Source organism: Streptomyces sp. NPDC053432 (genome assembly GCF_055585365.1).
The window spans coordinates 22,429-35,668 of sequence record NZ_JBVJKF010000038.1 but is presented as its reverse complement, the minus strand read 5'-3'; the positions used below and the strand labels follow the sequence as shown (position 1 = coordinate 35,668).

Genomic DNA, 13,240 nt, shown 5'->3' with positions numbered 1-13,240 from the left:
CGACGCGACCGCAGGGAGCGCCCTTGACAGGGCGGCCCGACGCGGAAGGACTATGGGACTGACGGGAAATCCCCAACCCTTCCTCGCTCCCGACCAGCCGGGGCACCGCCAAACCCGCGCCCCCACCCCGGCCGAACTGCCAAACCCCTCCCGCGAGGCGTGCCCCCTCAGCCCCCGACGACGGTCTTCTTCACGTTCACATCGTGTCCCTCACCCCTGTCCTGATGTCCTGAGTACTGCCGCCCGAAGAAGGTGCCGGGAGGCCGGTGTTCTCCCGGTGTAGGCCCGCCGTCCGCCCGCCGTCGCTCCGCCGTCCGCCCGCCGTCGCTCCGCCGTCCGCCCGCCGTCGTTCCGCCGTCCGCCCGCCTCGGCACAATGGTCGGCATGAACCTCACAGTCGGCTTCGACCTCGACATGACCCTCATCGACTCGCGTCCGGGCATCAAGGCCGCCTACCAGGCGCTTTCGGCCGAGACGGGTACGTTCATCGACGCCGACGCGGCCGTCACGCGGCTCGGGCCGCCGCTCGACCAGGAGCTCGCGCACTGGTTCCCGCAGGCCGAGATCCCGGCCATGGCGGACCGCTACCGTGAGATCTACCCCACTTACGCCATCGAGCCGACCCCGGCGATGCCGGGCGCCCGCGAGGCCGTGGAGGCCGTCCAGGCCCTTGGCGGACGCGCGATCGTGGTCACCGCCAAGCACGAGCCGAACGCCCGTCTGCACCTGGCGCACCTCGGCATCGAGCCGGACGCGGTGATCGGCTGGCTGTGGGCGGAGGCCAAGGCGGGTGCGCTGCGCGAGTACGGGGCGCAGGTCTACGTCGGCGACCACGTGGGCGACGTACGCGGGGCCCGTACGGCCGGTGCGCTGTCGGTGGCGGTTCCGACGGGCCCGTGCCCGGAGCCGGAGCTGCGCGAGGCCGGCGCCGATGTGGTCCTGCCGGACCTGACCGCGCTGCCGCAGTGGCTGGCGCAGTACGTGGCGGCGGCGCAGCCGGTCTGAGCCCGGCGGGCGCGGACCGCCTCGGGCGCCTCAGGCCGCCTGTGAGGCCCGGGCGGCCTTGCGCTGGGCCGCGGCCGAGCGCAGGACACCCGCCGCCGAGATGGCGAAGCCGACGCCCATGAGCATGCACACGGCCCACGCGTACGACGGGAAGGGGTCGATGTCGAGGAAGAGCGGGGCCATCGTCACCAGCGTGGCGACGGCGCCCGCGATGAAGACGATGCCGCCGGCCTTCACGAGTGCGTCGCCGGGCCGCGCTTCGTCGGGGGAAGAGGTCTCAGTCACCGCACCAGGGTAGTTCCCGGGCTCGTGGCCGGTCCGGTCGCGGTGTTTTCCGCAAGGTCGAGATCCGGGCAGGGGGTGTTCGGCCATGCTTGACGGGCCGCAACTCAGGGGAGACTCTTCACAGCGAGAGCAGGCAGTAACGGCCCAGGTACATGGATACCCTGACCTGCTGAGACATGTTGGTTCGGTTCCGGGTATGTGAGACGGGGTGCGTGCTTTGCCCACCGGCAAGGTCAAGTGGTTCAACAGTGAGAAGGGCTTCGGCTTCCTCTCCCGCGACGACGGCGGCGACGTCTTCGTCCACTCGTCGGTGCTCCCCGCCGGGGTCGATGCCCTCAAGCCCGGCCAGCGCGTCGAGTTCGGCGTCGTCGCCGGCCAGCGCGGCGACCAGGCCCTCTCGGTGACCGTGCTCGACCCGGCGCCGTCCGTCGCGGCCGCGCAGCGGCGCAAGCCCGACGAGCTCGCCTCGATCGTGCAGGACCTCACGACCCTGCTGGAGAACATCACGCCGATGCTGGAGCGGGGCCGCTACCCCGACCGGGTGCACGGTACGAAGATCGCGGGACTGCTGCGCGCGGTCGCCGATCAGCTCGACGTCTGACCCGTCGTACGCACGCACGTCCGCGCCCCGCCACTCGAAAGAGCGGCGGGGCGCGGACGTTCTCGTGTGCGCGTGTTCGTGCCCGGTTCGTGTCCGTGTCGTGTTCGTGCCCGGGTTCGGGACCGGTTCGGGGCCGGCCCTACGGGAAGTCGAGCGCGCCCGGTGCGATGGCCGGCACGAGGCCCTCGGCCGCCGCCCGGGTCAGCAGCCCGCGGACCGCCGCGTAGCCGTCCTCGCCGAGCCCGGCCGTGAACTCGTTGACGTACAGCCCGATGTGCTGGTCGGCGACGGCCGGGTCCAGTTCCTGCGCGTGTGCGCGGACGTACGGGCGGGATGCCTCCGGGTCGTCCCAGGCCATCCGGACCGACGTACGGGCCGACTCGGCCAGTGCCCGCAGCGTCCCGGCACCCAGCGAGCGCTTGGCGATGATCGCGCCGAGCGGGATCGGCAGGCCGGTCGTGGACTCCCAGTGCTCGCCCATGTCGGCCAGGCAGTGCAGCCCGTAGTCCTGATAGGTGAACCGGGCCTCGTGGATGACCAGTCCGGCGTCCACCCGGCCGTCGCGGACCGCCGGCATGATCTCGTTGAACGGCAGCACGACCACCTTGCCGACCCCGTCGGGCAGCACGTCCGCCGCCCACAGCCGGAACAGCAGGTAGGCGGTGGAGCGTTCGCTGGGCACGGCGACGGTGCCGCCCGTCAGGTCCAGGCCCGGCTCGCGCGTCAGGACCAGTGGGCCGCAGCCGCGGCCCAGGGCGCCGCCGCACGGCAGCAGCGCGTACTCCTCCAGCACCCACGGCAGGACGGCGTACGAGACCTTCAGCACATCCAGTTCGCCGCGCTCGGCCATGCCGTTGGTGATGTCGATGTCGGCGAAGGTGACGTCGAGGGCGGGCGCCCCCGGGACCCGGCCGTGCGCCCAGGCGTCGAAGACGAAGGTGTCGTTGGGGCAGGGTGAGTAGGCGATCCTGAGCGGCTCAGTGGTGCCCGTGGCGTTGGCCGTGGCGTTGCTCATGGCGTTCTCCCCAGTTCGCGAGTACGGGGCCCAGTGCGCGGAAGCCGTCGGCGAGCGCGCCGAGCGCGTCCCCGATCCGCCAGGCGGCGCGGTCGCGCGGGCCCACGGCGTTGGACACGGCGCGGATCTCCAGTACGGGCAGCCCGTGCGCGGCGGCCGCCTCGGCGACCCCGAAGCCCTCCATGGCCTCGGCCCCGGCCAGCGGATGCCGGGCCGCGAGCACGGCGGCGCGGGCGCCGGTGCCGGTGACGGTGGAGACGGTCAGTACGGGTGCGAGGAGCGCGCCGGTGGCCTCGGCGGCGCGGGCGGCGAGTTCTGCGGGAGGCAGGTGCACGCTGTGCCCGAAGCCGAGGGCGGTGACGTCGAGGAAGCCGTCGGGGGTCTCGGCCCCCAGGTCGGCGGCGACGATGGCGTCGGCGACCACGAGGGAGCCGACGGGGGCGGCGGGCGCGAACCCGCCGCCGATGCCCGCGCTGACGACGAGGTCGTAGCCGGCGAGGGCCAGGGCGGTGGCGGTGCCGGCGGCTGCCGCGGCCGGCCCGACGCCCGCGACGACCACGTCGAGGGCGATGCCGGGGAGGTCCCGGCGGGTGATGCGGTAGCCACCGGGGAGGGTGCGCGCCTCAGGGCCGGGGGTGTCCGGATGAGGGGTCAGGCCGGCGATGGCGGAGTCTGCCTCCGCCGCCACCGCGGTCACCACGAGCGCGCGCACCGGTGGCCGTCCGGTTACTTGAGCTTGAGGTTGAAGGACCAGACGGCGAGCGGCTTGCCGTCCTCACCGGTCTGCAGGAAGGCCAGCTTCTTGGAGGCCGGCGCCTCGCCCTGGCCGCCGGTCGCGAAGACGTCGGCGCCGGGGAAGCTGCGGTAGGTGTTCGACGAGGGTTCGGTGATCGGCTGGCCGTCGAGGATCGCCGACCACTTCTTGCCGTCCTCGACGATCTCCGGCTCGACACCGAGGCGCAGGGTGTCGCCGCGGCCGTACTCGACGGTCTTGGCGTCCTTGAGGCCGGTGAGGCACTCCTGGACCTTTTCCATGGAGAGCGGCTCGCCGTCGGAGTGGCAGGCGGCTTCGGCGGACACCGACGACGTGCCGACCGTCACGGTCGCCAGCGGTGTCGGCTTGTCGCAGGCGGAGAGGAGGAGGAGGCCGGCGGACACGGCTCCGAGGGCCGCGACGCTGCGGCGGGCCCTACCCGAGAAAAGCGGTGCGGTCATGAGCCGAAGGCTATCGGGCCGGTCGGCTGCGCCGCTGCACGGGGTCCGGCCTGCGGTGTGGCGCGCCTTGGCCCCGCGAGGCGGCGGGCTGGATCGTGGCCGTCGTGGCCGCTGCCGTCTGCTGGGTGCGGCCCGGAGATTCGGGGCTCCGCCCCGTGCCCCGCTCCTCAATCGCCGGAGGGGCTGGGTTGTGGTCGCTGGCGTCCGTCGGGTGCGCCCGAGGATGCGGGGCTCCGCCCCGTGCCCCGCTCCTCGATCGCCGGAGGGGCTGGATTGTGGCCGCTGGCGTTCGGTCACGCGACTCGGGTGCTTCGGGTGCCCGGCTGGTGGCGCGGCGCGGCCACGAGGCCGCGGAGGGCCATCGCCGTCCCCAGGGCGACCATCGCGGCGGCGACCGACATCCCCAGGACCCCGTTCAGGGGGAGGACGATGCCGATCGCGCCGCCCAGCACCCACGACACCTGGAGGAGTGTCTCGGAGCGGGCGAAGGCCGAGGTGCGTACCGCCTCCGGCACGTCCCGCTGGATCATCGCGTCCAGCGACAGCTTCGCCAGCGCCTGGCAGAAGCCCGCCGTCGCGGCCAGGACGGCCATGAACAGCCCGCTGAAGAAGACCGCCGCCAGGATCGCCACCCCGAGGGTGAGGGACAGGACCGCCGCGACGATCGCCTCCGGCGCCCGCGACCGCAGCCACGCCCCCACCGCCGTGCCGCACGCGTTGCCGATGCCCGCGGAGACGCCCACGATGCCCAGCGACACCGCCGCGCTCTGCCCCGGCATCGGGTGCTCGCGCAGGAGGAACGCCAGGAAGAAGATCAGGAAGCCGGAGAGCGCCCGCATCGAGGCGTTCGCGAGGAGCCCGCACAGCACCGACCGGCTCACCGTCCGCAGGCCCGGCCGCTTCGAGTGCGGCTCGTGCGTGGACAGCCGCGCCCGCCGCTCGCCCTTCGCCTCGTCCACCTTGTGCGGCAGCGTGAACGCCGCGACGGTCCCCCATACGAAGACGGCACTGGCCCCGTACAGCGGCCACTGCGGCCCGATCGCCTGGAGCCCGGCGCCCACCGGCGCCGCCACGCCCGTGGCCAGCAGCCCGGCCAGCGTGACCCGCGAGTTCGCCTTGACGAGTGAGAACTTCGGCGGGAGGAGGCGCGGGACCACCGCGCTGCGCACGACCCCGTACGACTTGGACGCGACGAGGACGCCGAGCGCCGCCGGGTACAGCTCGATGCCGCCCGTGGCCACCGCGCCCGACATCATCAGCGCCAGCAGCGCCCGGGCCAGCATCGCGGCCGCCATGGACGCCCGGCGGCCGTGCGGCAGCCGGTCCAGCAGCGGGCCGATCACCGGGGCCAGCACCGTGAAGGGCGCCATGGTGATGCCCAGGTACAGGGCCACCCGGCCGCGGGCCTCGTCCGTGGGGACGGAGAAGAACACCGTCGAGGCCAGCGCCACGGTGATGAGCATGTCGCCGGCGCCGTTGATGGCGTGCAGCTCGATGAGTTTGCCGAGGCCCGATTCACCGGCCCCGTGCGCGTGCGTGGCCCGCCGGATGCCGCGCGCCGTACCGGTGAACGGGGTGTGCAGGGCACGCCCCAGGGCCCGGCCGGCCCGCCTGGCCGGTCCCGAGCCGTCGCCGGACGACCGTGCGGGTGCCACGTGGCCATAGTGCCCCACCCCGCCCTCCGGCAGCCTTCCCGGCGCGTCGCCGGTGCGGCCCGGCCCGTCCTTCCGGGCCGTCCCGTGCGCTTCCATGTCCGCTCCATGTCCGCGAATCGGACCTTGCATGTGGGCCGGAGGCTTCGGAGGAGGTAGCGTGCGTAGCGCGCCACCGGCGGTTGCTCCTGGCCGCGCGCCTCTTCGCGATCCCGCAGAATGGATCGCATAAAGGTGCGCCCGGAGTCCGATCGGGTGCGGACGTCGACGCGGCCCTCTGGTCCGCTCCGCCCGCGCCACGTACGGACGGCACCGACGGGTCGTTGTGGACGACAGTACGGACGGCGCACACGTGAGACGGCGTAGGAGAGAACGAGAAAAGTGAGTGCTGCGACGACGCGAAGCCGTACCCCGCGTACCCCCGACCGCCTGTGCGTCGAGGCGGTAGAACTCGCCCGCGCGTCGGCCGAGGAGGCCGCGTACCCCGGGGTGGTGGGCGAGCACGTCTCCGCCATCGCTGAGGGCGACCGCGTCGTCACTCACTTCTTCGAGTGCAAGGAACCGGGCTACCGCGGCTGGCGCTGGGCCGTCACCGTGACCCGCGCCTCCCGCGCGAAGAACGTCACCCTCGACGAAACGGTGCTGCTGCCCGGCGACGACGCGCTGCTCGCGCCGGAGTGGGTGCCGTGGAGCGAGCGGCTGCGCCCCGGCGACATGGGCCCGGGCGACCTGCTGCCCACGGACGCGGAGGACCTGCGGCTGGAGCCGGGCTGGTCGGGTGAGGACGCCCCGCCGCCGAACTCGGTCGTTTCCACCGAGATGGCCGAACTGGTCGAGGCGGAGGACGCCGACGTCACCGACCGCACGGTGGTCCCGGCCCGTGGTTCGATCAGCGCGGTGGCCGAGGAGCTGGGCATGCGCCGGGCCCGGGTCCTGTCCCGGTACGGGCTGCACACCGCGGCCGACCGCTGGGACGAGTCCTTCGGTGCGAAGACCCCGATGGCGCAGGCGGCGCCGGCCTCGTGCGTGTCCTGCGGCTTCCTGGTCGCGATCGGCGGCTCGCTCGGTCAGGCCTTCGGTGTCTGCGCGAACGAGTTCTCCCCGGCCGACGGCCGCCTGGTCTCCCTGTCGTACGGCTGCGGCGGCCACTCGGAAGCCGCGGTGATGCCGAAGCCGCCGCGGCCGGCTCCGCCGGTGCTCGACTCGATGGCCTCGGACGAGTTCCCGCTGCACCCCGCCCCCGCCGCGGACACCGGCTCGGTGCCCCTGGCGGACGTGGAAGCCGCTGACCTGGGTCACTCGTAAGGTCCGCCGGGGGAGGGCCGCGGCCCGGCCCGGCGGCGTACCCTCGCGGCATGGGGGACGCCGAGATGGACATGGTGGGGATGACCGGCCGGGTCACCGGGACGGTCGGTCCGGGCCTGGTGGGCGAGGTCATCGTACGGATCCGGGGCGGGGCGGAGCACTTCCTCGCGCACCCGGTGCCGGGCTCCGGGACGGAACGGCTGGCCGTCGGGACGGTGGTGACGGTCGTCGAGTACCAGCCGCCGCGCACCGTCTATGTGATGGCCGCCTACGACGTCTGAGCCGTGGCCGGGCCGTGGCCGGGCCGTGCCCGAGCGGTGGCTGAGCTGTATGTATCAAGATGGCGATAAGAATGCGCCCGTGCCTTCCCGGCCGGTCCGGGCAGGCGCAGACTCGCCCTCGTCGGTGCCGAACGGCACCGGAATAAGGGGGCGTTGCCGATGGCTATCGGCGTCGTGGCGGGAATCGTTCTCGCCGCAATCGTGGCTCTGATCGGCCTGTTCAAGCTCATGTGGCGGGTGGCCGAACCGAACGAGGCTCTCGTCATCTCCGGCTCCACGCACAAGACCGAGGGACTCGGCGAGGGCATGGGGTTCCGGATCGTCACCGGACGCGGAACGCTCGTCGTCCCGGGCGTGCAGGCCGTGCGGAAGCTGTCCCTGGACCTCAACGAGACGCAGCTGGTCGTCGACTGCGTCACGCACCAGGGCATCCCGCTGCGGGTCAAGGGCGTGGTCATCTTCAAGATCGGCGATGACCTGGTGTCCATCGCCAACGCGGCGCGCCGCTTCCTGGACCAGCAGAAGATGATGCCGGAGCGGGTGCACATCGTCTTCGCCGGTCATCTGCGGTCCATCGTGGGCGGCCTGACGGTCGAGGACATGATCCGCGACCGGGAGAAGCTGACGGGGCAGACCCGGGCGGCCTGCGGTACGGAGATGGAGAAGCTCGGCCTCATCGTGGACTCGCTCCAGATCCACGAGATCGAGGACCCGACGGGCTACATCAAGAACCTGGCGATGCCGCACGCGGCCGCGGTGCAGCGGGACGCGCGGATCGCGCAGGCCGAGGCGAACCGGCTGGCGACGGAGGCCGAGCAGACGGCGTTCGCGCGGATGGCGGAGGCCACCCGGGACAGCGAGATCCTCCAGGCCGGCTACCAGGCCGAACGGGACAAGGCGGCGGCCACCGCCCGCCAGGCGGGCCCGCTGTCGGAGGCGGCGGCGCGCCAGGAGGTCGTGGTCCAGGAGACCAAGGTCGCGGAGCTGGAGGCGCACCGGCGGGAGCAGCAGCTCCAGGCGGACGTACGCAAGCCGGCCGACGCGAAGGCGTACGAGATCAGGACCCGGGCGGAGGCGGAGCGCGACGCGCGGATCTCGTCGGCCCAGGCGAAGGCGCGGGAGACGGAGCTGGCGGCGGCCGCGGAGGCGACCCGCGTGACGACGGCGGCGACGGCGGATGCCGCGGCCACGGAGGCCCGCGGTCTGGCGGCCGCGACGGCGACCCGGGCGACGGGTGAGGCGGAGGCGGCGGCGACGCAGGCGAGGGGTCTCGCGGAGGCCGCTTCCGCGAAGGCGAGGGGTCTCGCCGAAGCCGAGGCGATCAAGGCGCGGGCCGCGGCGCTGGCGGAGAACCAGGAGGCGGTGGTCGCGCAGCAGCTGGCGGAGAACTGGCCGGCGATCGTCGAGGCGGGTGCCGGGGCCTTCGGGAACGTGGAGCACATGGTGCTGCTGAACGGGGCGGAGGGGATGTCGGAGATGTTCGTGAAGGCGCTGTCCATGGGCGGCGCGGGGCTGGGCGTGGCCCGCCACCTTCTGGCCTCGATGTCCCAGCCCCCGACGGCAGCCGCGGCCCCTGCCGTGGCGGCCCCGGCGGCCCCGCCCCTGGACGGCCGGGTCCCGATCCACGAGGAGTAGCCCACCCCCGCGCCCGCGGCGAAGCCCCAGCTGCCGCAGGGGCACCCCGGGGCACCCCGGGGCTCCGCCCCGGGAAGCCCCAGCTGCCGCAGGGGCACCCCGGGGCTCCGCCCCGGACCCCCGCGCCTCAAACGCCGGCGGGGCTGGATATGGCCGCTGCCGGCCGCCAGGTGCGGCGTGGATTGCCCGGAGGGCCAGTGAGGGCCAGCGCCGCCGGGGAAAACCAGCCCCTCCGGCGTTTGAGGAGCGGGGGTCCGGGGGCGGAGCCCCCGGCAGCGGCGCCGCGGCCGGGGGCGGTCCCAGCCCCGTCGGCGCTCGGGACGCGGGCCGGCGGCGGGCTCAGGCGGCGGGGCCGCGGCGGCGGAGTACGCGCTTCGCGCCGAAGACCAGGGCGCAGGCCACCGCCAGGACGGCCGCGCCCTTCGTGAAGCCGCCCCGCGGCTCCGCCGCCGACGTGCCGGGGGCGGCCGGGGCGCCGGAGGCCGCCGAGGCCGAGGGGGACGGCGTCGCGGAGGGCACCGGGACCGCCACCACGCGGCTGTTCTCGCCCTCCGACCCGAACATCAGTGTCCGGCCGTCCGGCGTGTACGTCACCGACTCCGCCTGCCCCTGCCACGGCGCGTCGACCCGTTCGCCCTCGCCCTCCGGCCGCCCGTCCTTCCACGGGTACGTACGGGCCATGAAGTACCCCCGCAGGGTCAGCCGCGTCCCGTCGGGCGAGAACGCCCCGTCCGTCACCCACGGCACGTCCGCGACCCGCCGGAACACGTTCGCCGAGCCGGTCGACAGCTCCCCGGCCACGGGGCCCTCGTACAGGCCGCCCCTGCTCTCGTCCTTGCTCGCGATGTACACCCGCCCCGTCACCGGATGCACCATCAGCGCCTCCGCGTTGCGGGGCCCGTCCGCGTACCGCACGGTGAACTGCGTGGCCCTGACCGTGACGTCGGCCAGTTCCTTCGGCTCCTCGAAGCGGTAGATCCACACGTGGTCCCAGGTGCCGTTGAGGTTGTCGCCGATGTCCCCGACGTACAACTGGCCGTCCGGGCCGAGGGAGATGGCCTCGACGTCGCGCGGTTTCCCGATGCCCGTCAGCGTGATCCGGGCCACCGTCTTCCCGGTCGCCGAGTCCACGCCGTACACGTACGGGCCGTCGTCGCTGTCGTTGTGCGTCCAGTAGACGCCCGGGTGGATCCGGCTGGCCGCGAGCCCGCTCGACTCCTTGATCCGGGGGTCGGTGATGGTGAACGAGGACGCCCCGGGTGCCGCGAAGGCCGCCGAGGGCAGCACGGTGAGGGCGGCCGCGAGGGCGGCGGTGGTGGCGGCGGACGGTGACGGCAGCATGCGCATCCCCCCAGCGTGCCAGCCCGGACCGCGTGTCCGGCATCACAGCTGCTCACGGCGGGCGATCCGCGATGATGACCGGATGCGTTTCATGTTCGTCGGCGACTCCATGACCATCGGACGCGCCGGCGATTACACCTGGCGCTACCGGATGTGGCAGCACCTCGACGCCACCTTCGGCGGCCCCTACGAGATCGTCGGCCCGCGCCACGCGCTGTACGAGGCCTCCACCGCGTACGCCGACCCGGGCTTCCCCGAGCCCGCCCGCCGGCACCTCGCCGGCTGGGGCGAGGGCTGGCAGCACATGGCGCCGCTCATCGGGCCCGCCGTCCGGGACTGCGGGGCCGACGTGCTGCTCGTCTCCCTGGGTCTGATCGACCTCGGCTTCTACACGAAGTCCGACGAGACCGCCGAGAACGTCCGCCGCTTCATCGAAGGGGCACGCGCCGCCCGCCCGGGGATACGAATGGTGCTGCTGCCGGTGATACCGAACGTCCGGGCCGAGGAGGACGCGCCCTTCGCGGCCGAGGTCGACCGCTTCAACGAGCTCCTGGCGAAGGCGGTCGCCGACCTGACGACCGACGCCTCGCCCGTGCTGCTGGCCGCGCGCCCGGCCGCGTACGACATCCACAGCGACACCTACGACGGCACGCACCCCAACGCCTCCGGCGAGCACCGGCTGGCCGGGGAGTTCGCGGCGGTGCTGCACCAGGCCTGGGGCATCGGCGGTCCTTACCGGCCCCGGGCCTGAGAGTCCCGTCAGTGGCCCCAGGTGACATCGGTGGGGTCGGACTTGTCCTGCGGCGCCGGGTCCAGCGGAATGGTCACCGAACCGAAGTCGATGGACGAGGCCGAGGCGTGGCGTGCCGCCGGCGGCTCGCCCGTGGTGAACGGGTGCGCCGCACCCAGGGCACAGGCGGCGATGACGGCCGCGGACGCGGTCCTGGCGATGCGAGTGACGAGCGTGGACATCGGTCTCCCCCTGAGAGCGCGATCAATTCTGTCGCGGCGCCGGGCACGTGCCCGGCGCCGGGTCCCGGCCGGTTCCCCCCGGCCGATGGCCATACTCTGCTGGGCCGTCAGAACGGGTGGAAGAGGTTCTCGGTGGACGGATCCTGCATCTGCATATCCCGTCCATCGGACCGCAGGAGCGCGTCCCAGTGCTGGGGCACCAGGGCCGCGCCGGAGGACACCACGTCCACCCCGGCGAGCGAGGGGTGGGCGAGGAGCGTGCGCCGGCAGACGGCCGTCGCGGCCCGCTCGGCGAGGGCGAGCGAGGGCGAGGTGAGGTAGAAGCCCACGACCGGACCGCCCGCCGCGTCGCCGTGCGCGGTGACGTGCTCCAGGCCTTCCCCGTCGAGGGCGCACCCCAGGAACAGCCGTGCCGCGTCCGGGGGAAGAGAGGTGTGGTCAGGGACCAGGAGTCGGACATGGACGAGATACATGCGGCCATCCTGGGCAGCGCCCGCCGCCGCAGTACAGGCCGGGGCGGGGGCCTGTTTATGCCAGAACAGGAACCGACCAGGGGGCAGTTCGCGCGTTCGTATGGTTCCCTGCAGGCGCACGTGTACTCATAGCTGGGGGTATCGCCATGCTGGAACTGCTCGGACTCGACGCCGAGGCCGAACGCGTCTACCGGGCACTGCTCGTCCACCCCAGGGACGGTGTGACCGCGCTCGCCGAGCGGCTCGGGCTGCCCGAGGGCGACCTGCGCGGCTGCCTCGACCGGCTCAGCCGCCTCGCCCTGGTCCAGCCCTCGTCCCAGGAGGGCATCGGGTTCCGTCCGCTGCACCCCGAGGACGCGATGGAGCTGCTGCTGGCCCGTCAGCAGGCCGAACTGGCCGCGCACCAGCAGAAGGTGGAGGCCTCCCGGGCCGCCGCCGCCCAGCTCATCGCCGAGTGCTCGGCGATGCGTCCGCGGGGCGCCACCGCCGGCGCCGAGAGCCTGCAGGGGCCGGAGGAGATACGCGACCGGCTGGCCCGGCTGGCCGCCAACACCCGCCACGAGATCATGACGTTCGCGCCCGGCGGTGCCCACAGCGCCGCGGACCTCGAAGCCAGCCGCGGTCCCAACGCCGCGCTCCTGGACCGGGGCATCACCATGCGGACCGTCTACCTGGACAGCGTCCGCAACCACCAGCCCACCCTCGATCACGTGGACTGGCTGCACCGCCACGGCGGACAGGTCCGCACCGCTCCCACCCTGCCGGTGCGGATGATCATCTCGGACCGCCGGGAGGTCGTCCTGCCGCTCGACACCAGCGACGCCCAGACCGGCGCGGTCGTCCTCACCTACGAGGGGACCATCGCCGCCCTGTGCGCCCTGTTCGAGAGCGTGTGGCAGAGCGCGAACCCGCTGGGCACCGCCGTCGAACGCAATATGGACGGACTGACCCGGCAGCACATGGAGTCCCTGCACATGCTCCTGCAGGGCCTCACCGACGAGGCCATCGCCAAACGGCTCGGTGTCTCACCGCGTACGGCCCGCCGCATCGCCGCCGAACTCATGGAGGCCCTGGAGGCCCGCAGCCGCTTCCAGGCCGGCGCGCACGCCGTCCAGAACGGCTGGCTTCCCGCCACCCGCATCTGAGCCCGCGCCGGCCCCTTTTTCCGGCCCCTTTCCGGCCGCCTGCGTACGAAAAGCCGCGTCCCGCCGGGACGCGGCTTTTCTTCGTTCGGCGGCCCTTTTCCCGCTCCGTCCCGGGTGGAGGTGGACGGGATATGCCACTGCAGAATCCGTCCACCGGAAAGCCCTTCCCGTGGTCTTCGGGAACCGGCACAGTAGAGGCATCGGCAAGGGAAAAGCGGCCGAGACCGGCGAAACCGGGGCCGTGAGGAATCCCGGAAAAACTTCGCTCCACTCATATGTCATACCCGGGTGAGGAGGTGAATCGAATGATCGACA

At 73.3% G+C, this 13,240-nt stretch carries 15 protein-coding genes; 7 read left to right on the top strand and 8 right to left on the bottom strand.

All coding sequences use genetic code 11. The features are described 5' to 3' along the window. Positions 1-384 precede the first annotated feature (384 nt). Positions 385-1,005 carry an HAD family hydrolase gene (locus ACZ6Y1_RS36340; RefSeq protein WP_469640229.1) on the top strand — a complete coding sequence of 207 codons (621 nt, stop codon included), beginning with the start codon at positions 385-387 and terminating at the stop codon, positions 1,003-1,005. A gap of 30 nt (positions 1,006-1,035) precedes the next feature. On the opposite strand, the gene ACZ6Y1_RS36335 is transcribed toward ACZ6Y1_RS36340, so the two are convergent. Next, positions 1,036-1,290, bottom strand: coding sequence for a hypothetical protein (locus tag ACZ6Y1_RS36335; protein WP_469640226.1), 255 nt, complete (start codon positions 1,288-1,290; stop codon positions 1,036-1,038). A 217-nt stretch (positions 1,291-1,507) separates the two neighbouring features. On the opposite strand from ACZ6Y1_RS36335, the gene ACZ6Y1_RS36330 reads away from it, so the two are divergent. Beyond that, positions 1,508-1,891, top strand: coding sequence for a cold-shock protein (locus ACZ6Y1_RS36330; RefSeq protein ID WP_136225748.1), 384 nt, complete (start codon positions 1,508-1,510; stop codon positions 1,889-1,891). A gap of 139 nt (positions 1,892-2,030) precedes the next feature. On the opposite strand, the gene ACZ6Y1_RS36325 is transcribed toward ACZ6Y1_RS36330, so the two are convergent. From ACZ6Y1_RS36325 to ACZ6Y1_RS36310, 4 genes are all read right to left on the bottom strand, one after another. After that, entirely contained in the window at positions 2,031-2,906 is an 876-nt protein-coding gene (locus tag ACZ6Y1_RS36325; RefSeq protein WP_469640224.1) for a 1,4-dihydroxy-6-naphthoate synthase, read from the bottom strand. Next, the gene (locus ACZ6Y1_RS36320) at positions 2,869-3,618 is read right to left on the bottom strand and encodes a futalosine hydrolase (protein ID WP_469640222.1); all 750 of its coding nucleotides are present in this window, start codon (positions 3,616-3,618) and stop codon (positions 2,869-2,871) included. The genes ACZ6Y1_RS36325 and ACZ6Y1_RS36320 overlap by 38 nt, the downstream gene beginning before the upstream one ends. Before the next feature lie 14 nt (positions 3,619-3,632). Then, the gene (locus ACZ6Y1_RS36315; protein WP_469640220.1) at positions 3,633-4,121 is read right to left on the bottom strand and encodes a DUF2771 domain-containing protein; all 489 of its coding nucleotides are present in this window, start codon (positions 4,119-4,121) and stop codon (positions 3,633-3,635) included. 293 nt (positions 4,122-4,414) lie between these two features. After that, positions 4,415-5,794 carry an MFS transporter gene (locus ACZ6Y1_RS36310; protein ID WP_469640231.1) on the bottom strand — a complete coding sequence of 460 codons (1,380 nt, stop codon included), beginning with the start codon at positions 5,792-5,794 and terminating at the stop codon, positions 4,415-4,417. Between the two features lie 360 nt (positions 5,795-6,154). Between ACZ6Y1_RS36310 and ACZ6Y1_RS36305 the strand changes: the two genes are divergently transcribed. The 3 genes from ACZ6Y1_RS36305 (at position 6,155) to ACZ6Y1_RS36295 (ending at position 8,994) form a co-directional block, all read left to right on the top strand. Beyond that, the gene (locus ACZ6Y1_RS36305; protein WP_469640218.1) at positions 6,155-7,078 is read left to right on the top strand and encodes a DUF3027 domain-containing protein; all 924 of its coding nucleotides are present in this window, start codon (positions 6,155-6,157) and stop codon (positions 7,076-7,078) included. Between the two features lie 50 nt (positions 7,079-7,128). Continuing rightward, positions 7,129-7,359: a hypothetical protein gene (locus ACZ6Y1_RS36300; protein ID WP_469640216.1), complete on the top strand. Its 231-nt coding sequence runs from the start codon at positions 7,129-7,131 to the stop codon at positions 7,357-7,359. A 159-nt stretch (positions 7,360-7,518) separates the two neighbouring features. Next, entirely contained in the window at positions 7,519-8,994 is a 1,476-nt protein-coding gene (locus tag ACZ6Y1_RS36295; protein ID WP_469640214.1) for an SPFH domain-containing protein, read from the top strand. A gap of 339 nt (positions 8,995-9,333) precedes the next feature. Here the strand turns inward: ACZ6Y1_RS36295 and ACZ6Y1_RS36290 are convergent, their stop codons facing one another. Beyond that, complete coding sequence (locus tag ACZ6Y1_RS36290; RefSeq protein WP_469640212.1) at positions 9,334-10,341, bottom strand: WD40 repeat domain-containing protein; 1,008 nt, start codon at positions 10,339-10,341, stop codon at positions 9,334-9,336. A gap of 76 nt (positions 10,342-10,417) precedes the next feature. Here ACZ6Y1_RS36290 and ACZ6Y1_RS36285 point away from each other — a divergent pair, with 76 nt between their 5' ends. After that, the gene (locus tag ACZ6Y1_RS36285; protein ID WP_469640210.1) at positions 10,418-11,086 is read left to right on the top strand and encodes a GDSL-type esterase/lipase family protein; all 669 of its coding nucleotides are present in this window, start codon (positions 10,418-10,420) and stop codon (positions 11,084-11,086) included. An 8-nt stretch (positions 11,087-11,094) separates the two neighbouring features. On the opposite strand, the gene ACZ6Y1_RS36280 is transcribed toward ACZ6Y1_RS36285, so the two are convergent. Together ACZ6Y1_RS36280 and ACZ6Y1_RS36275 are read right to left on the bottom strand one after the other, a co-directional pair. Beyond that, a complete protein-coding gene (locus tag ACZ6Y1_RS36280; RefSeq protein WP_469640208.1) occupies positions 11,095-11,307 on the bottom strand; it encodes a hypothetical protein in 213 nt (70 codons plus the stop codon). A 107-nt stretch (positions 11,308-11,414) separates the two neighbouring features. After that, positions 11,415-11,780 carry a hypothetical protein gene (locus ACZ6Y1_RS36275; protein ID WP_469640206.1) on the bottom strand — a complete coding sequence of 122 codons (366 nt, stop codon included), beginning with the start codon at positions 11,778-11,780 and terminating at the stop codon, positions 11,415-11,417. Between the two features lie 146 nt (positions 11,781-11,926). On the opposite strand from ACZ6Y1_RS36275, the gene ACZ6Y1_RS36270 reads away from it, so the two are divergent. Beyond that, the gene (locus ACZ6Y1_RS36270) at positions 11,927-12,925 is read left to right on the top strand and encodes a LuxR C-terminal-related transcriptional regulator (protein WP_469640204.1); all 999 of its coding nucleotides are present in this window, start codon (positions 11,927-11,929) and stop codon (positions 12,923-12,925) included. The last annotated feature ends 315 nt before the right edge of the window (positions 12,926-13,240 follow it).